The sequence below is a fragment of the Sphingomonas sp. GW821-FHT04B01 genome (assembly GCF_059420425.1).
Map to the genome: position 1 here is coordinate 18,412 of NZ_JBWKTR010000004.1, position 18,885 is coordinate 37,296.

Consider the following 18,885-nt stretch of genomic DNA (forward strand, 5'->3'; position numbering starts at 1 on the left):
CCCGGGGTGACGGGGAGTATCGAGGTGCAACACTTTGATCCCGCCCCAAGGCAGGCTCAGCGTGGCGGCAGGGGCGCCTGTTACGTCCCTTCCAGCGTCCGCGCGCGGCGGCGCTGGACCGAGCTGCCGATGCCCATCGCCTCGCGGTATTTGGCGACGGTGCGGCGGGCGATGTCGAAGCCCTTGGCCTGCAGCAGTTCGACCAACGTGTCGTCGGACAGGATCTTGGCGCCCTCGTTGGCGATCAGGCCGCGGATCGCGCTCTTCACCGCCTCCGCCGACACCGCGTCGCCGCCGTCCGCCGCCTGGATTGCCGAAGTGAAGAAATACTTCAGCTCGAACACGCCGCGGGCGCAGCTGAGATATTTGTTGCTCGTCACGCGGCTGACCGTCGATTCGTGCATCTCGATCGCCTCGGCGACCTTGGCGAGCGTCATCGGCTTGAGATGCGCGACGCCCTTGAGGAAGAAGGCTTCCTGTTGCTTGACGATCTCGGTGGCGACCTTGATGATCGTCCGCTGGCGCTGGTCGAGCGCCTTGATCAGCCAATTGGCCGAGGCGAGCGCATCGGACAGCCAGGCCTTGACGGTCTTGTCCTGCGGGCCGTGGCTGAGTTCGTGGTAATAGCGGCGGTTGACGAGGACGCGCGGCAGCGTCGCGGCGTTGAGTTCGATGCCCCAGCCCGCCTTGGTCCGGGCGACGAACAGATCGGGGGTGACCGCCAGCGCCGGTTCGCCGCCGTAGCGGCAACCGGGCTTGGGATCGTAGCCGCGCAGTTCGCGGATCATGTCCGCCATGTCTTCGTCGTCGACGCCGCACATCCGCTTGAGCCGGGCGAGCTCGCCGCGCGCGAGCAGGTCGAGATTGTCGATCAGCCGCGCCATGCAGGGATCGTAGCGGTCCGCCTCTCGCGCCTGGAGCGCGATACACTCCGCAAGGTCGCGGGCGCCGACGCCGGTCGGGTCGAGCGTCTGGATCTGGTGCAGCACGTGCTCGACGCGGGCGAGCGCGGTGCCGAGGCGATTGGCGATGTCGAGCAGCGGGACGGTGAGATAGCCCGCCTCGTCGATCTGGTCGATCAGATGCTGGGCGATGAACCAGTCGGCGCCGTCGATCACCGTGCCGGCCTGCGCGAGCAGATGATCGGCGAGCGTGCCGTCCCCTTGCGCGAAGGAGTCGAAGTCGAGCCCGTCCTCGCCGCCCAGGCCGCCGCCGGTGCTGCCGCCGGTCATCGACAATGCGCCGTCGAAGCCGCCGCCGCCGTCGGCGACGCTGTCCTGCTGGTGGCTTTCGGTGGCGTAATCGACGTCGAGCGGATCGGCGGCGGCGGCGCCGCTGACCAGTTCATCTGCGCCGGCGGGCTCGTCGCGCTCGACGCGTTCGGGGCGGACGATCTCGTCGGTCTGCGCGGCCTCGAGCAGCGGGTTCTTCTCGACCTCCTCGGCGATGAAGCCCTCGATCTCGAGGTTGGACAGCGCCAGCAGCTTGATCGCCTGCTGGAGCTGCGGCGTCATCACCAGCGATTGCGACTGGCGCAGGTCCAGACGGGGCGCGAGGCTCATGACACCGCTCCTTCCCGCGCCGTGACGGAACAAGGCGGGATCCCGGCCATAGGCTAGAGCGAGAAGCCCTCGCCGAGGTACAGGCGGCGGACGTTGGCGTCGGCGACGAGTTCCTCGGGGCTGCCGGCGAACAGCACGCGCCCGTCGTAGATGATATAGGCGCGGTCGACGATGTCGAGCGTCTCGCGCACGTTATGGTCGGTGATCAGCACGCCGATGTCGCGGCGCTTGAGGTCCTTCACCAGATCGCGGATGTCGGCGATCGAGATCGGATCGATGCCGGCGAAGGGTTCGTCGAGCAGCATGATCGACGGGTCGGCGGCAAGCGCGCGGGCGATCTCGGCGCGGCGGCGTTCACCGCCGGACAAGGCCATCGCCGGACTGGCGCGCAACCGGGTGAGGCCGAATTCGTCGAGCAATTTGTCGAGCTTGGCGGGGCGCGCCGCGGGATCGGGCTCGGACAGTTCGAGCACCGCGCCGATGTTCTTCTCGATCGACAGGCCGCGGAAGATGCTCGTCTCCTGCGGCAGATAGCCGAGGCCGAGGATCGCGCGGCGGTACATCGGCAGCTTGGTGATATCCTCGCCGTCGAGCATGATCCGGCCCGAATCGGGCTTCACCAAGCCCATTACCGAATAGAAACAGGTCGTCTTGCCGGCGCCGTTGGGGCCGAGCAGGCCGACCACTTCGCCGCGGTCGACCGAGACCGACACGTCGGTGAGGACGACGCGCTTGTCGTAGGATTTTGCGATCGAGATCGCCTGCAACCCGCGATTGGCGGGCGGCTCGTGGATCGGCTCGGCGGTCTGGAGGTCGGAAACGGCGGCGTCCATGGGCTCGATGCCTCGCATCAAAAGAGTGGCAAAGCCTTGGCAGGCTTCGTGCATGCCGTTGCGTCATGGCGCGGAGACGGGCGCGAGGGAAGACCCTTTAGCCGGCCCGGGGCACCGTGCCGACGTGCCGCAGGGCGCGGACCGGCTCCGCCCGCCTCAGTCCCGCTTGGGGACCGAGAAGGTGCCGGTGACGCGGCCGCTCGGCGCGGTGGTGGTGGTGCTGCCGGGGGCGGCGCCGCTCGATCCGCGGACCGAATTGCCGTCGACCACGGCACGGCCGGTGTCGAGGTTGATCGTCAGGCGGCCGCCGTTGACCGTATTGCCGCCCTGCGTCAGCGTCACCGCGCCCAGCATCGTGATGACCCGGCGATTGAGGTCGTAAATCGCATATTGGCTCTTGGCGGTCTGGTCGGGGCGGCGGACGGTGACGCCGCCGCTCGCATCGATCCGCGACACCTGCGGGCTGCCGCCGACCACCTGACCGGTATAGCTGACCGTCATCCGCGCCGAGTTGAGCGTCATCTCGGCCTGGCGGACCGAGACGTTGCCCGACAGCACGCCGCGATTCGCCTTGTCCTGCAATTCGATATGGTCGGCGCCGAAATCGATCGGGGCGTTGGAATTATGCGCCGTCTGCGCCGCCAGCGGGGCGGCGAGCAGGGCGACGGCGAGGAGGGGGGTGCGCATGGCGGGCTATTTCGCCCGTCGCGGCACGATCCGCAAGCGGGCATTGCCGCTGAGGCGCACGGTGCGGCCAGCCAGGTCGGCGGTCAGCGCATTGGCGCTGAAATTGCCCTGCGGCACCGTGCCCGTCACCTTGCCGCCGCTGCGCATCGTCTTGGTTTTCAAGTCGATCGTCGCGTCGCTCGTGTCGAGTCGGTAGCCGTTGGCGGCGCGGAAGGCGATCGGGCCGTCGACCTTCATCTGCTCGGTGTTGAGGTCGTAGCGGCCCTTGTCGGCGCGCAGCGTCGCCGGCCCGTCGTCGAGCGCGAGATCGGCGGTCATGCGGTTGATCTGGACGATCGGCACGCTGCTGCTCTGCTGCACCGCGGTGCCGGCGTTGAGCGCAAACGCCTGCCCCTTGTCGTCCTGGCCGCGATAGGTCGCCGCCTGCAGCTTCAGCCGCTCCTTGGCGACCTCCACCTTGTTCTTGTCGAGGACGAACGACACTTCGTTGGCGGCGGTCAGCGGCGCCAGCACCAGGAAGGCGGCGAGCACGCCGATGCCGATCGGCAACCCGGTGTTGAGCAGCGTGACGATCCGGTCCTGCCGGCCGCCGGGCGCGGCCCAGCGCTGCCGCGCCGAACGCGTCTGGCGTGCGGTCGGGGCGCTCACCGCCGGGCCTCAGGCATGGGCGAAGATGTCGATCTCGGGCCAGCCGGCGAGGTCCAGCGCGGCGCGGGTCGGCAGGAAGTCGAAACAGGCCTGCGCCATCTCCATCCGGCCCTCGCGTTCGAGGCGTCGGTTGAGCTCCGACTGCAGGCGATGGAGGAAGCGCACGTCGCTCGCCGCATAGTCCTTCTGCGCGTCGGACAATTCGGGTGCGCCCCAGTCGGACGATTGCTGCTGCTTGCTGAGTTCCTGGCCGAGCAGTTCGCGCACCAGTTCCTTGAGGCCGTGACGATCGGTGTAGGTGCGGATCAGTCGCGACGCGATCTTGGTATCGTAGGCGGGCGCCGCGACGATGCCGAGATAATGCTGGAGCGCGGCGATATCGAAGCGGCCGTAATGGTAAAGTTTCACGCGGCCGGAATCGGCGAGCACCGCCTTGAGGTTCGGCGCAGCATAGTCGCTGGTCGGACCGAAACGGACAAGATGTTCGTCGGGGCCGCCATCGGACAATTGTACGACGCACAGCCGGTCGCGCGGCGTGATGAGGCCCATCGTCTCGGTATCGACGGCGATCGAGGCGCCGGGAGCGAAGACGTCGGCGGGGAGGTCTTCCTCGTGGAAGTGTACGGTCATGCCAGCGCCCTACGCCGCAACGCCCGTATGCTCAACGATTAAGCGTCATCGGCCGGAAATCCGCGCCATTGCTGTGGCGGGTCGCGCCGGGGCCGGTATTCGTCATGGAATGGCAGACGATTGCGACGAATTCATTCGCGGGGACTTGTTTTCTGCGCTATGACGATTCCCAAGGCGCAATAGGTTTCGCGCCCGAGGGCTCGCGTTCGTCGTCCGGCGCACGGGTTCTTGTCACGGATTGGATGCGGGCGAACCGGGAAGACGAATAGGGTTATGGGTTACGACAAAGGTGGCCGCGGCAATCGTGGCGGACGTGGTCGCGACAAGCGCGACGATTTCGGCGGCGGCAGCAGCGATTTCGGCGGTGGCGGCGGCTTTGGCGGCGGCGGTTTCGGCGGTGGCGGCTTTGGCGGCGGTGATCGCGGCGGCTTCGGTGGCGGCAGCAGCTTCGGCGGCGGCGGCGGTGATCGCGGCGGCTTCGGCGGCGGCGGTGGCGGCGGCTTCCGTGGCGGCGGTGGTGGCGGCTTCGGCGGCGGCGGTGGCGGCGGGTTCAGCGGCGGTGGCCGCGGCATGCCTCCCCAGGTCGTCGGCGAGGGCACTGGCGTAGTCAAATTCTTCAACGCGCAGAAGGGCTTCGGCTTCGTCGTCCGTGATGACGGCGGCGAGGACGTGTTCGTGCACATCTCGGCCGTCGAACAGGCCGGCATGAGCGCGCTCGCCGAGGGTCAGCCGCTCGGCTTCACCCTGGTCGATCGCGGAGGCCGTATCTCGGCGACCGAGCTGAAGATCGACGGCGAACCGATGGCCGTCACCGAGCGCGCTCCCCGCGAGCCGCGCGAAGGCGGCTTCGGCGATCGTGGTCCGCGTCCGGGCGGTGCCGGTGGCGCGCCGCAGCGTCAGCTGACCGGTGAGAAGGCGACGGGTACCGTCAAGTTCTTCAACGCGATGAAGGGCTTCGGCTTCATTCAGCGCGACGACGGCCAGCCCGATGCGTTCGTGCACATCTCGGCGGTCGAGCGTGCCGGCATGTCGACCCTCAACGAGGGCGACAAGCTGCAGTTCGAGCTCGAAGTCGATCGTCGTGGCAAGTACGCCGCGGTGAACCTGTCGGCCGCGTCGTAACGGTCCCGACCCTTTAACGAAAAGCCCGGCCCCGCGACCTGCGGTGCCGGGCTTTTTGCGTTTGGGGTTCGGGTATTCGCCACGACGTCCGTCGCGGGGCGGGGCTTCGCCATAAGGGCGTTCAAGCAGGCGTTCAGGAATTCCGGACGCCATCGACGTTGTCTTGCCTGGCTCTGGACTCCTGCTTTCGCTGGAGCACTACGCTGATGTGCCGATGCTGGGGACTTTCGCAAAAGCCTAGAATTGCCCTGCCGTCGACGCGGGGATGACGGCCGGGACGGTGCGGGCTATGCCGCGGGACGCCGCGTCGGCCGAGAGATGAGGACATGCGTGTGGTGAAGGTGACATTGGGGCTCGGGCTGCTCGGCGCGATCGCCGCGTCGGCGTGGCAGGCGACCCCCCCGGCGAGTTCGCCCGCGGCGCAGGCCGTCCCCGCCACGCCAGCGGCCCCGGCCGAAGCCGGCGTCCCGGTCTACGCTGCCACCGTCGTCGCGCGGCTGCCGCACGATACCGGCGCCTTCACCGAGGGCCTGCTGTTCTGCGGCGGCGACCTCTACGAAAGCACTGGCAAGGAGGGCGCATCCGACATCCGCCGCGTCGGCCTCGCCGATGGCAAGGTCGCGGCGCGCGCGCGGCTGAGCTCGGAGCTGTTCGGCGAGGGTATCGGTTGCGTCAAGAACAGCCTGCTCAGCCTGACGTGGAAGACCGGCATCGGCTTCCGCTGGTCGCTGCCCGCGCTCAAGCGGATCGGCCAGCCGTTCCATTATGCCGGCGAAGGCTGGGCGCTGACCGGCGACGGACGCACGCTGATCCTATCGGATGGCACGCCGACGCTGCGGCGGATGGACCCGGCGACGTTCGAGGAGCGGGGGCGGATCGCGGTTACGCTCAACGGACGACCGTTGGCCAAGCTCAACGAACTCGAATACGTCCAGGGCCGCATCCTCGCCAATGTGTGGATGACCGGTTTCATCGCGCGGATCGATCCCGCGACGGGCAAGGTCGACGGCCTGATCGATCTGCGCCCGCTGCTCGCCGAAATCCACAATCCCGATCCCGACGCGGTGGCCAATGGCATCGCCTATGATGCCGCGCACGACCGGTTGTTCGTGACGGGCAAATATTGGCCGACCTTGTTCGAAATCCGGATCGGCGAAGAGGTCGGCCGAGCCGGATAGGTCCCGCTCGCGCGACGTCGGGCGTCAGGTCACCAGCCGGCGCAGCGTCTCGACGCGATCCGCTTCCGCGGCGGGCTTGTCCGTCCTGATCCGCGCGATACGGGGGAAGCGCATCGCGACACCCGATTTGTGGCGCGCCGAACCGTGGATCGAGTCGAACGCGATCTCCAGCACCATCGTCTTCTCCACCTCGCGCACCGGGCCGAAACGCGCGAGCGTGTGGCGGCGTACGAAGCCGTCGAGCATCTTCAATTCCTCGTCGGTGATCCCCGAATAGGCCTTGCCGACGGGGAGCAACTCGCCGTCCTCGGTCCAGCAGCCGAAGGTGTAATCGCTGTAATAAGACGAGCGTCGGCCGCTGCCGCGCTGCGCGTACATCATCACGCAATCGGCGGTAAGCGGGTCGCGCTTCCATTTGTACCACAGGCCGGCGCGGCGACCGCCGACATAGGGCGAATCGCGGCGCTTGAGCATCACGCCTTCGATCGCCGCGTCGCGCGCGCCGGCGCGGATCGCTTCCAGCTCGGTAAAGCTGGCGGCGTCGATCACCTGGCTGAGGTCGAAACGGTCGGGGTCGAGGCGCGGGACGAAGGCTTCGAGCCGCTGCCGTCGTTCGCTCCACGGCAGCGGACGCAAATCCTCGCTGCCGTCGAACAACAGGTCATAGACGCGGACGAAGGCGGGATAGTCGGCGAGCATCTTCGCCGACACGGTCTTGCGGCCGAGCCGCTGTTGCAGCGCGTTGAAGCTGGCGGCCTCGCCGCCCTGCGCGTCGCCCTTGACCAGCAATTCGCCGTCGATCGTGCCGGGGGTGGAGAAAGCCGCGGCGACGTCGGGGAAACTGCCGGTGACGTCGTCGCCGGTGCGGCTGTAGAGCCGGGTCTGGCCGGCGACGTGGACGATCTGGACGCGGATGCCGTCCCATTTCCACTCGGCGGCATAATCGGCGAGGTCGACCTGCGCGTCCTCCAGCCCGTGCGCGAGCATGAACGGGCGGAAGACGGGGACATCGGCCGCGGTGGGTTGCTCGCCGATGCCTTCAGCCCAGGCGAACAGGCTGGCATAGGGTGGGGTGAGGCCGTGCCAGACCTCCTCGACCGCATCGACGTCGAGCCCGAACGCCTGTGCCAAGGCGGTCTTGGCGAGGCGCGCGGAGACGCCGATGCGCAATGCCCCGGTCGCCATCTTGAGGAGCGCGAACCGCTCCTCCGAATCGAGCCGATCGAGCATCGCGGCGAGCACCGCGGGTGCGTCGGAACGCGAGAGGTGGCGCAGCGCGTCGACCGCGGCGCTGATCGACAAAGGCGCGCCCGCGGGGGCGGGGACGGGCGCGGGCCACAGCAAGGCGACCGTCTCGGCGGTGTCGCCGACATAGTCGCGGCTCATCCGGAACAGCACGGGATCGACGCGCGCCTCGATCAACGCGCGGATCTGCGCCGGTTTGACGCCGGGCAGATCGAGGTCGCCGGTCAGCGCCGCCATCGCCCAACCGCGATCCGGATCGGGCGTCGCGAGCAGATAATCGACGATGAGCTTGAGCTTGGCGTTCCGCCCACGCGTGTAGATGAGCGAATCGAGGAGCGCGGCGAAGGCGTGCATGAAGGGGGAACGCGCGGTCGGGTGAAGCGCTCCGTCGGTGTCGCTTATGCGGTCATGGACAGTACGGGAAACGTCCGACACGCCCACCCGTCATGCCGGATTGGTTCCGCCATCCACCGGTCCGCCAAAGAGCGGCTTGTTGCTCCGGCGGTCCGGTGGACCCCGGAACGAGTCCGGGGTGACGGTGGGGTCAAGATGGTAGCTGATGCGATAACGGCTCAGCCCTTGCGGCTGGCCTCGAACAGGAACCAGGCGCGTTCCTCGGCCTGGTCGGTCCATTCGTCGACGATGCCGCTGGTGGCATTGTCCTTCGCCTCTTCGGCGGCGTCCTTCACGACGCGGAAGCTTTCGACCAGCTTGAGATTGTCCTCGCGCAGTTCGGCCAGCATCGCGCCGGCATCGACGAAGTCGAGGTCGTTGTCGGCGATCGTCTGGCGGCGGCTGATGTCGCCGATCGAGCGCAGCGTCGTGTTGCCGGTCTTGCGCACGCGCTCGGCGATCGCATCGGTGACGCCAAGGATCTGCGCCGCCTGATCGTCGAGCAGCAGGTGATAGTCGCGGAAATGCGGTCCCGAGACGTGCCAGTGGAAGTTCTTGGTCTTCAGATACAGCGCATAGCAATCGGCGAGCGACGAATTGAGCGCATCCGCCACCGAGCGGGTGTTGCTGAGGTCGGTCGGCGTGTTCAGCGCCGGGTTGATGTCGGCCATGGAAATCTCCGTGGGAAAGGAATCGTTGCGGCAACGATCCGATAGCCGAAACGCTCCCGGTGCAGCAGCCATTTTGCGCATGTCGATGATCGACGGATCAGATCAGGCGCAGCGCGGAAAGCCCCAGTCCGATCGCAGCTAGCACGAACAGGACGCCGATGATCCGGCGCAGCGTGACCAGCGGCAGGCCGGTCCAGCCCGCCTCGCCCAGGATCGCGGCGGGGGCGATCACCGCGAGCGAGCCGAGCATCGCCCCGATCGCGGCCAGCCACGGCAATTGCGCCCGCGCGGCCAATGCGAGGACGATGAATTGTACGCCGTCGCCGAAGGCGAGGATGAACAGGCCGATCAGGCTGGTCAGCGCCGCGCCGAGGCGCCAGCCGGCGAGCCGGTCGGGTGGCTTGACCGGGAACAGCGCACCACCGCCCTGGAACAGCAGCGCCAGCGCGAGGAAAAGCTGCCTGGCCTCCGGTGTCAGCCGAGGTGCCAGCAACGCACCCGCGGCTGCGGCGAGCAGCCCGGCGCCGAGCAGCGCCACCGTCGCCGCGGCGATCACCAGCCCCGGCGCGCGATACCGGTCCGCCAGGATCGAAGCGAGCCATGCCGGCCGATCGCCGACTTGCGCAAAAGCGGCCGCGACCAGCGCCGCCATCAGCGCGTCCATGGCGTCAGCCCGCCAGCCGCACCGAACAGGCGGCAGCGAAGGTGTCGCAGGCGCGCACGTCCTGCCGCTCGCTGGCGATCGCATCGCCGAGCATCCGCAGCCAGCCGTGGAGCAGCGCGCCCTGTTCGCCGCGCGACAGCGCCGAATCGACGAAATGGGCGACGGTCACTGCGGGATTGAGCCCGTTGCGGTGGGCGATCAGGCGGATCTGGTTGATGTCGGGCTTGAGGTCGCTGGCGCAGCTGTAGGGCGCCTTGACGTCGATCGCGGCGATTCGGGCCGACAGATCGGCGCGCACCGCATCCAGCTCGTCCGCCTGCCGCTCGATTCGCCGCGCCATCATCCTCGCCCCCGTGTTTTCTGCCGCAATCCTGGGCCACCAATGGTAATGGGGTGGTTAAGACGACCGCTGCGGCATGGCCATGGTTGACTTTCGCGCGCCGCTGGCCCATGCGCCGCGACTGATCGAGCGGCTGCGTTGGTGCTGCCGCTCTCCTTGTTTTCAGGATTAGGGCTCATGGCCAAGCCGACTACCGTCAAGATCAAGCTCGTCAGCACCGCCGACACCGGTTTCTTCTACGTCACCAAGAAGAACCCGCGGACGAAGACCGAGAAGCTGAGCTTCAGCAAGTATGATCCCGTCGTGCGCAAGCACGTCGAGTTCAAGGAAGCCAAGATCAAGTAAGCGGCCGGGCGGCGCAGCGCGCCGCCGCCGTTTGCCAGCGTACGCAAGAGCCGCCGGTGCATGGGCGCCGGCGGCTTTTCGCATGCGCCGTCGCCCTGCGACTAACGCCTTGATCCGGGCGCGCTTCGGACACATTGCGTTCATCTTCTTTCGGCATAGCGAACACTGGCGGCTGGATCCTCCGGCTGCCCTGTATCGCGTCACTACGGGCCAAGGGCGGTGTTCTCTTCATGAGGATGCCGCCCTTGGTTTATGGGGTGGCGAAGGTCGCCGCGCCGGGTGGCGGGAACCGGACCGGCGATGTCACGTTTTCTTCAGGCTTGCAGCATCCGGCCCTTCTCGGGGGGCGGGGGTCTGGAAGCGCGCGGCGCCCTGTCGAAGCCTCGCCGGCTCGGCAGGGCGTCTTTCCGTCAAAGCAGCGCGTTCACCGCGTCCATGAACCGGGCGAGGCTGATCGGCTTCGACACGTAGGAGCGTGCGCCGGCGGCGCGGATGCGCTCCTCGTCGTCGCGGCCGGCATAGGCCGTCACCGCCATCACCGGGATATCGCGCAATTGCTCGTCGGCCATCAGTTCGAGGATCAGCTCATAGCCGGTGACGTGCGGCATCTGGATATCCATGACGATCAGGTCCGGACCGAAGGCGCGTGCGCGCGCCACCGCCTCGCGCCCGTCGCGCACCGGCTCGGCCGTCATGCCGTGCGCGCGCAACAGGTCGCAGAACAGTTTCAGATTGAGTTCGTTGTCCTCGACAACGAGTACCCGTTTCGCCACGTGCGTCACCAACCCTTCCGATAATGGACGATAGGCAATGCGCGCGCGCGATACAAACATCCCCGATCCCGAGGTGCTCGCCCTGCAGGCCCTGGTGTGGGCGATCGGCGAGCCCGACCGCGCCGACCGGCTGATCGCGGTCACCGGTCTGTTCCCCGACGATCTGCGCGCCCGTGCCGGCGAGCCGGCGGTGCTGGGCGCGGTGATCGAATATCTCGAATCCTACGAACCCGATCTGATCGCCTGCGCTCGTGCGCTCGGCGTTCCCCCGGAGGCGCTGGTCGGCGCCCGCCAGGCCTTGGAGCTGCGATGAAACCGTTGTTGATCACCGATTGCGACGAGGTGCTGCTGCACATGGTGAAGCATTTCGGCGCCTGGGTCGGCGAGGCGCACGACATCGACTTCACGCCCGACGGTGCCGATTTCGCCAACAGCATGCGCCGTCGCGACGGCGGCCCCGCGCCGACGCGCGAGGAGATGTGGGACATGCTCGGCGGTTTCTTTCCGGCAGAGATGCACCGCCAGACGCTGGTGCCGCATGCCGCCGAGGCCCTGGCGCGGCTGGCGGCGCAGGCGGACATCGTCGTGCTCACCAACATCACCGATGCATGCAAGCCGGCGCGGATCGAACAATTGGCGCGATCCGGCATCGCGCATCGCGTCGAATGCAACCAAGGCGGCAAGGGCGAGCCGGTCGCGCGACTGCGGGCGGACTATGGCGACCCGGTGACGGTGTTCGTCGACGATCTTGCGGTGCACCACGAATCGGTCGCGCGCCACGCGCCCGAGGTGCACCGGCTGCACATGGTGTCGGAGCCGACGCTGGCCCCCAACGTACCACCCGCTGCCTTCGCGCACGCGCGGATCGACGACTGGCGCGAGGCGGCGGACTGGATCGCGGCGCGGTTCGACGCTGGGGTGGCGGCGTAGAGACATGCTCCTTTCGTCAGCCCGGCGAACGCCGGGACCCATGGTGGCGGGGGATGACCGAGGCGCGCTGACGCGGATGGCGTCGTGTCCATGGGTCCCGGCTTTCGCCGGGATGACGAGGGGGGCAAGGGGGCGGAAGACGCGCGACGGCGTTCCACCCGCCCGCCGAATCGGCTAAGCGCCCCCGATCATTTCCCGAAAGGACCCAGCCATGACCACCCATGTCGATCGCAAGCTCGAGGAACTCGGCCTGTCGCTGCCCGAAGCCGCGGCGCCCGTCGCCGCCTACGTGCCGGTGGTCGAAGCGGGCGGTCTGCTCCATCTGTCGGGGCAGCTGCCGTTCAAGGCGGGGCAGCTCGTCACCGGCCGACTCGGCGATGGCGTGTCGCTGGAGGACGGGCAGGAGGCCGCGAAACTCTGCGGGCTGATGATCGTCGCGCAGGTGAAGAAATATCTCGGCGGTGACCTTTCGCGGGTGAAGCGGATCGTCAAGCTCGGCGTGTTCGTCAATTCGGCGGCCGATTTCACCGACCAGCCGAAGGTCGCCAATGGCGCGTCGGAGCTGATGGTCGCGCTGTTCGGCGACGCCGGCAAACATGCGCGCAGCGCGGTCGGCGTGCCGGTGCTGCCGCTCGGCGCCGCGGTCGAGGTGGATGCGATCGTCGAACTGGCATGATTTCCGGGAGGGGGCGTGGTTGACGCCCCCTCCGCAAGTCGGTGTCGAGCGCCTATATCCGCCGCGATGACCTTTACGATCCTCGCCGCATGACCCAGGTCGCCGCCCGCCTCGTCGATGGCGTCCGCGCGATCCCGGCCGACCAATGGGACGCCTGCGCCGGTACCGGCAACCCCTTCGTCCGCCACGCCTTTCTCGCCGCGCTCGAAGAGTCGGCCAGCACCGGCGGGCGATCGGGGTGGCAGCCGATCCCGATCGTCGTCGACGGCGCCGACGGGGCGCCCGCCGCGATCGCTCCCGCCTATGCCAAGAGCCACAGCCAGGGCGAATATGTCTTCGACCATGCCTGGGCGGACGCGTGGGAGCGGGCGGGGGGCCATTATTATCCCAAGCTCCAGATCGCCGCGCCGTTCAGTCCGGTGCCGGGACCGCGCCTGCTGCTGCGCGAGGAGAGCGCCGGTCCGGCGCTGATCGCGGCGCTCGAAGCGGTGACCGACCAGCACGGCCTGTCGTCGGCGCATGCGACCTTCGTCAGCCCGGAGCAGGTGCCGTTGTTCGAACAGGCGGGCTGGCTGATCCGCGAGGGCACGCAATTCCACTGGGCCAATCAGGGCTATAAGAGTTTCGACGATTTCCTCGCCGCGCTCGCCAGCCGCAAGCGCAAGGCGATCCGCAAGGAGCGCGAGGCGGCGGTACAGGGGCTGACGATCCGTCATCTCTCCGGTGCAGAGATCCAGGCGGAACATTGGGACGCGTTCTGGACCTTCTATCAGGATACGGGCAGCCGCAAATGGGGGCGGCCGTATCTGAACCGCAGCTTCTTCCCGATGCTTGGCGAGCGGATGGGCGACGACGTGCTGTTGATCCTCGCCGAGCGGGACGGCACACCGATCGCGGGGGCGCTCAACCTGATCGGCGCGGACACGCTCTACGGCCGCTATTGGGGCTGTACCGAGGAGGTGCCGTTCCTCCATTTCGAGCTATGTTACTATCAGGCGATCGACGCCGCGATCGCGCGCGGGCTCAAGACGGTCGAGGCGGGCGCGCAGGGCGAGCACAAATTGGCGCGCGGCTATGTGCCGGTGCCGACGTGGTCGGCGCATTACATTCCCGATGCGGGCTTCCGTCGCGCAATCGCCGACTTCCTCGTCCGCGAGCGCGCTGCGGTGGCGGACGAGCAGAGCTATCTCGCCGAACTGGCGCCGTTCAGGAAGGGAGAAGGCTGACCGGCCGCCGCCGCGGCGGCAGCAGGTCGGGGTCGAGCGTCACGTCCGGGCGGCGGCGGTCATCGATCCGATAGAGGACGTCGCGGCCGCTGCGCCAGATCGGCGTCAGGCCGGTCAGGAATGCGGGTTCGACCGGCGCCGGATTGATCAGCCAGACATAGTCGAAGGCATCGCGCGGCAGATAGGCGAGCGAGACGCGCAACGGCCGCCACCATTCGCCGCGGCAGCGCCGGTCGGTGACGAGCTGCGACGGATCGTGCGCGAAGCGGCCGGCGGGGGCGTACCTGACGGTGAGCAACTGCCCGCCGGCCATCGACCATTGATCGTTGGCGTAGGCGATGCGCCGTTCGAGCGCGATGCCGGCGGCATGTTCGAGCCGCGAATAGAGCCATTCGTCGCGGCAGGTGCGACCGACCATGGTCAGCAATCGCGCGCCCCGCGGGACGTGGTCGAGCGCGGCGAGCGTGCGGTCGTATTCGCGGTCGAATTGCAGATAGCTGATCGTCGTGCCGACCAGCCGCGCGCCGCAGAAGAGCAGGCCAAGCGCGGCCAATGTCGAGGCACCGCGGAACGACAGGCCGTGGCGGGGACGCAGCGCGATCAGCGCGATCGCGATCACGAACGGCGCGAGCCGCATGTCGGCATAGGCCGAGCCGAAGACGATCCGCGGCAGCAACACGAAGATCGCGGTCAGGAACAGCGTCGAGAGCAGCAGGTTGCGCGAATATTCGACGCGATGGTCGCGGACGCCCTTGAGCAGGATGATGAACAGCACGGTGGCGGAGGCGAGGTCGAACGCCATCCAGCGGTCGCGCAACACCATGATGATCCAGCCGACCTTGGCGCGCCAGTTGAACCAGTCCATCGTCTTGCCGGTGACGTGATCGCCCGAACGCCACAGCACCATCATCGCGAACGGCAGGGCAAGCGGCAGGCAGCCGATCGCGGCACGCGTCCAGCTCTCCAGCCAATGCCCGCCGCGGCCATCCTTGCGCAGGTCGTGCTGGCGGACCATTTCGGCAGAGAAGGCAAGGATGCCGAGCACCCCCCAGCCGAAGGTGTGGCAGACCCACAGAGCGCAGGACAAAGGCACGAACAGGATCGCGCGCAGCTTGAGGCTGCCGAGCCGGCCCATCCGCAGCCACAGCGCGAACAGGTTGAGCGCGAGCGCCATCGACAACGCGAAATTCACGAAGCCGAACTGGAAGGGGTAACTGTAGGCGAGCGGCAATGCGAACAGCGCGGTGGCGGGGATGCGGCCGTGCACCTCGCGCGCGATCCACAGCAATCCCGACACGGTGAGTGCGGGGATCGCCATGATGATCAGCTTGACGGCGAGTTCGAGGCCGAAGATCGGCGCGAGCGGCTCGATCAGCAGGTCGACGCCGAGGTTGCCAATCAGCGCCCAGCGGAAATCATACCATTCGGCGAGCCACGGATAGGCGGCGCCGTCGAGCTGGACGCGATAGCGCCCCATATGTCCGGGCAGATCGACCAGCGGCGGGATGTCGGGCCACAGCAACGGGATCACCGCCGCGATCACCATCGCCACGACGAACCACCGCGTTTGCCACCAGTGCAGCTTATGCCCCTGCATCATCCTGCCTTAGTGGGTGGGGACGGCGTCCGACAAGCATTGTCGTGTCGGCTGCGGCGAATGGAGGCGGCGGGGCTCGTGACCGGACCACCCACATCCGTCACCCCGGACTCGTTCCGGGGTCCACTCTGCGGCGAGGCGCGGGGCTGGAGCCTCCGGCCGTGCCCTTGCGGATGGGTGGACCCCGGAACGAGTCCGGGGTGACGGTTTGGTGCGGGCAGGCGTCGTAACCACGCCATGCCGTGCCGCAAATCAGGCGTCGCGGCGGCCCAGCAGGCGCAGCCGCAGTGCGTTGAGCTTGATGAAGCCCGCCGCGTCGCGCTGGTCGTAGGCGCCCTGATCGTCCTCGAAGGTCACGACCTTTTCCGAATAGAGCGAATTGGGCGACCTGCGGCCGACGATATAGACGCCGCCCTTGTAGAGCTTGAGGCGGACGGTGCCGCTGACCTTCGCCTGGCTGTGGTCGATTGCCGCCTGCAGCATCTCGCGCTCCGGGCTGAACCAGAAGCCGTTGTAGACCAGCTCGGCATAGCGCGGCGCCAGCTCGTCCTTGAGGTGCGCGGCGCCGCGGTCGAGCGTGATCTGCTCGATGCTTCGATGCGCGAGATGATAGATGGTGCCGCCCGGCGTCTCGTACATGCCGCGGCTCTTCATCCCGACGAAGCGGTTCTCGACGAGGTCGAGGCGGCCGATGCCGTGACGGCGGCCGAGTTCGTTGAGCTTGGTGAGCAGTGTCGCCGGGCTGGTCGCCTCGCCGTTCAGCGCCACGCCGTCGCCGCGCTCGAAATCGATCGTGATATATTCGGGGGCGTCGGGCGCGTCCTCGGGGTTTACGGTACGCGAATAGACATAATCCGGCACCTCCTGCCACGGATCCTCAAGCACCTTGCCCTCCGACGAGGTGTGCAGGAGGTTCGCGTCGGTGGAGAAGGGCGATTCGCCGCGCTTGTCCTTGGCGACCGGGATCTGATGCTGTTCGGCGAATTCGATCAGCCGGGTGCGGCTGGTCAGGTCCCATTCGCGCCACGGCGCGATCACCTTGATGTCGGGCGCGAGGGCGTAATAACCGAGCTCGAAGCGGACCTGGTCGTTGCCCTTGCCGGTCGCGCCGTGGCTGACCGCATCGGCGTTCACCTGACGGGCGATCTCGATCTGGCGCTTGGCGATCAGCGGCCGCGCGATCGAGGTGCCAAGCAGATACAGGCCTTCGTACAAGGCGTTGGAGCGCATCATCGGGAAGACGTAATCGCGTACGAATTCCTCGCGCAGATCGTCGATGAAGATATGCTCGGGCTTGACGCCGGCCATCTGCGCTTTCTGGCGGGCGGGCTCCAGCTCCTCGCCCTGGCCGAGGTCGGCGGTGAAGGTCACCACCTCGCAATTGTACGTCTGTTGCAGCCACTTCAGGATCACGCTCGTATCCAGCCCACCCGAATAGGCGAGAACGACACGGTTGATCTGATCGGTCACGGCAGCATCCTTGGCTATGGTCGGGTTGCCGCGCCCCTAGGCTCCTGCGCGCGCCTGCGCAACGGTTGCGTTCACGGTGGGTTTAATCGCCGGCCGCTAGGAACGCGGTCGATCCCTTTTTTCGGAGACGTCATGTTTCGTCCGTTGCTCGCCGCTCTGCCCGTCCTGATCCTCGCCACGCCGATGGTGGCGGCTCAGGCGATCGATCCCAAGCTGAAGGCCGAGTTCGACCGCTCCGACGCCAATCACGACGGTGTGTTGACCCGTGCCGAGATCGACGCGCGCGTCGCACGGATGGACGTCGGCAAGAACAAGATGCCGCCGGGCAAGGCCAAGGCGATCAGCACCGCTTGGTTCAACACCGCCGATGCCAATCACGACGGCAAGGTGACCCCCGCCGAGATGCAGGGCCTGTTCCGTGCTTTGGCGTCGCGATACGACACCAACCACGACGGCGTGGTGAGCCTCGAGGAGCGGACCGCCGCGCGTGCGGCGATCATCGCGCCGGCGCCGGTGCCCAGGGCGCGCTAGAGCTTCCAATTCGCCCACTTACCGTCATCCCCGCGGAGGCGGGGATCCATAGGCGCTGACGTTGCGCCTCTAGCCGTGAGGTCCGCGCGTATGGATCCCCGCCTGCGCGGGGATGACAAAAAAGTGTTCTTAGTATCCCCGCAGCTTCCGTTCGCCCTCGAACATATAGTCGCGGGTGATCGGCAGTTCGGTGCGGCTGCGGCTGAACTGGATCTGGAAATTGACCAGCCCGCCATTCTCGAACGCATTGGCCGCGCCGGCGAGGTAGAAGGTCCACATCCGGTAGAAGCGTTCGTCGTATAAGGCGATGATCGCATCGCGCGCGGCCACCGTCCGGCGATACCATTCGTATAGCGTATAGGCGTAATGGAGGCGCAGGACCTCGACGTCGGTGAGGAACAGCTTCAGCCCCTCGAATGCCGCGATCGTCTCCGACAGCGCCGGATTGTAGCCGCCGGGGAAGATATATTTGGTCGTCCAGTCGTCGGTGACGCTCGGCGGCCCGAGCCGGCCGATCGTGTGGATCAGCGCGACGCCGTTCGGGGTGAGCAGGTCGCGGCATTTGCGGAAATAGGCGCGATATTGCGGCGGCCCGACATGTTCGAACATGCCGACCGAGACGATGCGGTCGAACTGACCCTCGACGCGGCGATAGTCGATCAGCTCGAACTTGACCCGGTCGGCGACGCCGGCGGCGGCGGCACGTTCGCGCGCGATCTTGAGCTGTTCCTCGGACAGCGTCACGCCGAGCACTTCGACGCCGAAATGCTTGTTGAGATACAGCGCCATGCCGCCCCAGCCGCAGCCGATGTCGAGCACCCGCATGCCCGGCCGCAGCGCCAGCTTGGCGGCGATATGCGCGAGCTTGTCGCTCTGCGCCTGTTCGAGGCTGTTGTCCGGGTCGGTGTAGTAAGCGCAGCTGTACTGTTTGTCGGCGTCGAGGAAGAGGTCGTAGAGCCGCGCCGACAGGTCGTAGTGATGCGCGACGTTCTGCTTCGAGCGACGCTCCATGTTGATCCGGTCGAGCCGGTGCTTCACCGCGCCGAAGCCGCGGACGAAGGCGGAGGGTTGCAGCGCGTTCTGGCCGTCTTCCCACGCGCTGTTGCGCTTCATCAGCTGGACGAGGCCCATGATGTCGTCGCCGTCGACGGTCATCCGGCCGTCCATATACATCTCGCCGGCGGCGAGCGCGGGGTTGCGGACGATCCGTCCGGCGACGCCATTGTCCTGGAACCGGAGCTGGATATGGCCGAGCTCGGGATCGGGGGTGCCGAAGGTGGCGGGCGGTTTGCCGGGACGGTGGAGGGTGAGTTGGCCACGCTTGACGGCGCGGCTGAGGAACATATCGATCAGCGCCATGCGCG

The 18,885-nt window shown here is 67.5% G+C and carries 21 protein-coding genes; 8 read left to right on the top strand and 13 right to left on the bottom strand.

All coding sequences use genetic code 11. From position 1 onward, the window contains the following. Positions 1–80: 80 nt before the first annotated feature. From rpoN to AC07UH_RS11110, 5 genes are all read right to left on the bottom strand, one after another. Complete coding sequence (gene rpoN, locus AC07UH_RS11090) at positions 81–1,562, bottom strand: RNA polymerase factor sigma-54 (RefSeq protein WP_495180504.1); 1,482 nt, start codon at positions 1,560–1,562, stop codon at positions 81–83. Between the two features lie 53 nt (positions 1,563–1,615). Continuing rightward, positions 1,616–2,395, bottom strand: a complete 780-nt coding sequence (gene lptB, locus AC07UH_RS11095; protein WP_038661638.1) for an LPS export ABC transporter ATP-binding protein — start codon at positions 2,393–2,395, stop codon at positions 1,616–1,618. Positions 2,396–2,551: 156 nt separating this feature from the next. After that, a complete protein-coding gene (locus AC07UH_RS11100; RefSeq protein ID WP_137899886.1) occupies positions 2,552–3,082 on the bottom strand; it encodes an LptA/OstA family protein in 531 nt (176 codons plus the stop codon). A gap of 6 nt (positions 3,083–3,088) precedes the next feature. Beyond that, a complete protein-coding gene (gene lptC / locus AC07UH_RS11105) occupies positions 3,089–3,730 on the bottom strand; it encodes an LPS export ABC transporter periplasmic protein LptC (RefSeq protein WP_038661632.1) in 642 nt (213 codons plus the stop codon). Positions 3,731–3,739: 9 nt separating this feature from the next. Further along, the gene (locus AC07UH_RS11110; protein ID WP_495180505.1) at positions 3,740–4,360 is read right to left on the bottom strand and encodes a ribonuclease D; all 621 of its coding nucleotides are present in this window, start codon (positions 4,358–4,360) and stop codon (positions 3,740–3,742) included. A 273-nt stretch (positions 4,361–4,633) separates the two neighbouring features. Between AC07UH_RS11110 and AC07UH_RS11115 the strand changes: the two genes are divergently transcribed. Then, positions 4,634–5,482, top strand: a complete 849-nt coding sequence (locus tag AC07UH_RS11115) for a cold-shock protein (RefSeq protein WP_038661626.1) — start codon at positions 4,634–4,636, stop codon at positions 5,480–5,482. A 326-nt stretch (positions 5,483–5,808) separates the two neighbouring features. After that, positions 5,809–6,660 (top strand): glutaminyl-peptide cyclotransferase, encoded by an 852-nt coding sequence (locus tag AC07UH_RS11120; RefSeq protein WP_495180506.1) that lies wholly within the window; start codon positions 5,809–5,811, stop codon positions 6,658–6,660. Positions 6,661–6,684: 24 nt separating this feature from the next. On the opposite strand, the gene AC07UH_RS11125 is transcribed toward AC07UH_RS11120, so the two are convergent. From AC07UH_RS11125 to AC07UH_RS11140, 4 genes are all read right to left on the bottom strand, one after another. Further along, positions 6,685–8,259: a cisplatin damage response ATP-dependent DNA ligase gene (locus tag AC07UH_RS11125; RefSeq protein WP_495180507.1), complete on the bottom strand. Its 1,575-nt coding sequence runs from the start codon at positions 8,257–8,259 to the stop codon at positions 6,685–6,687. A 218-nt stretch (positions 8,260–8,477) separates the two neighbouring features. Further along, entirely contained in the window at positions 8,478–8,969 is a 492-nt protein-coding gene (locus tag AC07UH_RS11130) for a Dps family protein (protein WP_038661620.1), read from the bottom strand. Positions 8,970–9,066: 97 nt separating this feature from the next. After that, the gene (locus tag AC07UH_RS11135; protein ID WP_495180508.1) at positions 9,067–9,633 is read right to left on the bottom strand and encodes a TMEM165/GDT1 family protein; all 567 of its coding nucleotides are present in this window, start codon (positions 9,631–9,633) and stop codon (positions 9,067–9,069) included. Positions 9,634–9,637: 4 nt separating this feature from the next. Next, positions 9,638–9,973 carry a hypothetical protein gene (locus AC07UH_RS11140; protein WP_038666857.1) on the bottom strand — a complete coding sequence of 112 codons (336 nt, stop codon included), beginning with the start codon at positions 9,971–9,973 and terminating at the stop codon, positions 9,638–9,640. A 177-nt stretch (positions 9,974–10,150) separates the two neighbouring features. Between AC07UH_RS11140 and rpmG the strand changes: the two genes are divergently transcribed. Continuing rightward, on the top strand, positions 10,151–10,318 hold the full coding sequence (rpmG, locus tag AC07UH_RS11145; protein WP_017977469.1) for a 50S ribosomal protein L33: 168 nt from the start codon (positions 10,151–10,153) through the stop codon (positions 10,316–10,318). 410 nt (positions 10,319–10,728) lie between these two features. Here rpmG and AC07UH_RS11150 read toward each other — a convergent pair whose 3' ends face one another. Further along, positions 10,729–11,091, bottom strand: coding sequence for a response regulator (locus tag AC07UH_RS11150; RefSeq protein WP_137897378.1), 363 nt, complete (start codon positions 11,089–11,091; stop codon positions 10,729–10,731). Between the two features lie 37 nt (positions 11,092–11,128). On the opposite strand from AC07UH_RS11150, the gene AC07UH_RS11155 reads away from it, so the two are divergent. The 4 genes from AC07UH_RS11155 to AC07UH_RS11170 all read left to right on the top strand — a co-directional run bounded on the left by AC07UH_RS11155 (position 11,129) and on the right by AC07UH_RS11170 (position 13,923). Then, on the top strand, positions 11,129–11,404 hold the full coding sequence (locus AC07UH_RS11155; RefSeq protein ID WP_137897379.1) for a DUF3572 domain-containing protein: 276 nt from the start codon (positions 11,129–11,131) through the stop codon (positions 11,402–11,404). Next, positions 11,401–12,021, top strand: a complete 621-nt coding sequence (locus AC07UH_RS11160) for an HAD family hydrolase (protein WP_495180509.1) — start codon at positions 11,401–11,403, stop codon at positions 12,019–12,021. The genes AC07UH_RS11155 and AC07UH_RS11160 overlap by 4 nt, the downstream gene beginning before the upstream one ends. 211 nt (positions 12,022–12,232) lie before the next feature. Continuing rightward, positions 12,233–12,697 carry a RidA family protein gene (locus AC07UH_RS11165; RefSeq protein ID WP_038661607.1) on the top strand — a complete coding sequence of 155 codons (465 nt, stop codon included), beginning with the start codon at positions 12,233–12,235 and terminating at the stop codon, positions 12,695–12,697. A gap of 89 nt (positions 12,698–12,786) precedes the next feature. Continuing rightward, positions 12,787–13,923, top strand: coding sequence for a GNAT family N-acetyltransferase (locus AC07UH_RS11170; RefSeq protein ID WP_137897382.1), 1,137 nt, complete (start codon positions 12,787–12,789; stop codon positions 13,921–13,923). Here the strand turns inward: AC07UH_RS11170 and AC07UH_RS11175 are convergent. Together AC07UH_RS11175 and AC07UH_RS11180 are read right to left on the bottom strand one after the other, a co-directional pair. Further along, a complete protein-coding gene (locus AC07UH_RS11175; protein WP_495180510.1) occupies positions 13,904–15,523 on the bottom strand; it encodes a hypothetical protein in 1,620 nt (539 codons plus the stop codon). The two genes, AC07UH_RS11170 and AC07UH_RS11175, sit on opposite strands and share 20 nt — an antisense overlap. A 249-nt stretch (positions 15,524–15,772) precedes the next feature. After that, on the bottom strand, positions 15,773–16,990 hold the full coding sequence (locus tag AC07UH_RS11180) for an argininosuccinate synthase (protein ID WP_495180511.1): 1,218 nt from the start codon (positions 16,988–16,990) through the stop codon (positions 15,773–15,775). Positions 16,991–17,122: 132 nt separating this feature from the next. Between AC07UH_RS11180 and AC07UH_RS11185 the strand changes: the two genes are divergently transcribed. After that, positions 17,123–17,521 (top strand): EF-hand domain-containing protein, encoded by a 399-nt coding sequence (locus tag AC07UH_RS11185; protein WP_495180512.1) that lies wholly within the window; start codon positions 17,123–17,125, stop codon positions 17,519–17,521. 129 nt (positions 17,522–17,650) lie between these two features. Here the strand turns inward: AC07UH_RS11185 and AC07UH_RS11190 are convergent, their stop codons facing one another. After that, on the bottom strand, positions 17,651–18,880 hold the full coding sequence (locus AC07UH_RS11190) for a class I SAM-dependent methyltransferase (RefSeq protein WP_495180513.1): 1,230 nt from the start codon (positions 18,878–18,880) through the stop codon (positions 17,651–17,653). Positions 18,881–18,885: the final 5 nt, after the last annotated feature.

Excerpts from the sequence above, each read along its gene's own strand:
- AC07UH_RS11190 (WP_495180513.1), bottom strand. The coding sequence starts at position 18,880 with ATGGCGCTGATCGATATGTTCCTCAGCCGCGCCGTCAAGCGTGGCCAA.
- AC07UH_RS11165 (WP_038661607.1), top strand. The coding sequence starts at position 12,233 with ATGACCACCCATGTCGATCGCAAGCTCGAGGAACTCGGCCTGTCGCTG.
- AC07UH_RS11155 (WP_137897379.1), top strand. The coding sequence starts at position 11,129 with ATGCGCGCGCGCGATACAAACATCCCCGATCCCGAGGTGCTCGCCCTG.
- AC07UH_RS11135 (WP_495180508.1), bottom strand. The coding sequence starts at position 9,633 with ATGGACGCGCTGATGGCGGCGCTGGTCGCGGCCGCTTTTGCGCAAGTC.
- lptB (WP_038661638.1), bottom strand. The coding sequence starts at position 2,395 with ATGGACGCCGCCGTTTCCGACCTCCAGACCGCCGAGCCGATCCACGAG.
- AC07UH_RS11185 (WP_495180512.1), top strand. The coding sequence starts at position 17,123 with ATGTTTCGTCCGTTGCTCGCCGCTCTGCCCGTCCTGATCCTCGCCACG.
- AC07UH_RS11170 (WP_137897382.1), top strand. The coding sequence starts at position 12,787 with ATGACCCAGGTCGCCGCCCGCCTCGTCGATGGCGTCCGCGCGATCCCG.
- AC07UH_RS11100 (WP_137899886.1), bottom strand. The coding sequence starts at position 3,082 with ATGCGCACCCCCCTCCTCGCCGTCGCCCTGCTCGCCGCCCCGCTGGCG.
- AC07UH_RS11160 (WP_495180509.1), top strand. The coding sequence starts at position 11,401 with ATGAAACCGTTGTTGATCACCGATTGCGACGAGGTGCTGCTGCACATG.
- AC07UH_RS11140 (WP_038666857.1), bottom strand. The coding sequence starts at position 9,973 with ATGGCGCGGCGAATCGAGCGGCAGGCGGACGAGCTGGATGCGGTGCGC.
- rpmG (WP_017977469.1), top strand. The coding sequence starts at position 10,151 with ATGGCCAAGCCGACTACCGTCAAGATCAAGCTCGTCAGCACCGCCGAC.
- AC07UH_RS11130 (WP_038661620.1), bottom strand. The coding sequence starts at position 8,969 with ATGGCCGACATCAACCCGGCGCTGAACACGCCGACCGACCTCAGCAAC.
- AC07UH_RS11175 (WP_495180510.1), bottom strand. The coding sequence starts at position 15,523 with ATGATGCAGGGGCATAAGCTGCACTGGTGGCAAACGCGGTGGTTCGTC.
- rpoN (WP_495180504.1), bottom strand. The coding sequence starts at position 1,562 with ATGAGCCTCGCGCCCCGTCTGGACCTGCGCCAGTCGCAATCGCTGGTG.
- AC07UH_RS11115 (WP_038661626.1), top strand. The coding sequence starts at position 4,634 with ATGGGTTACGACAAAGGTGGCCGCGGCAATCGTGGCGGACGTGGTCGC.
- AC07UH_RS11110 (WP_495180505.1), bottom strand. The coding sequence starts at position 4,360 with ATGACCGTACACTTCCACGAGGAAGACCTCCCCGCCGACGTCTTCGCT.
- AC07UH_RS11120 (WP_495180506.1), top strand. The coding sequence starts at position 5,809 with ATGCGTGTGGTGAAGGTGACATTGGGGCTCGGGCTGCTCGGCGCGATC.
- AC07UH_RS11125 (WP_495180507.1), bottom strand. The coding sequence starts at position 8,259 with ATGCACGCCTTCGCCGCGCTCCTCGATTCGCTCATCTACACGCGTGGG.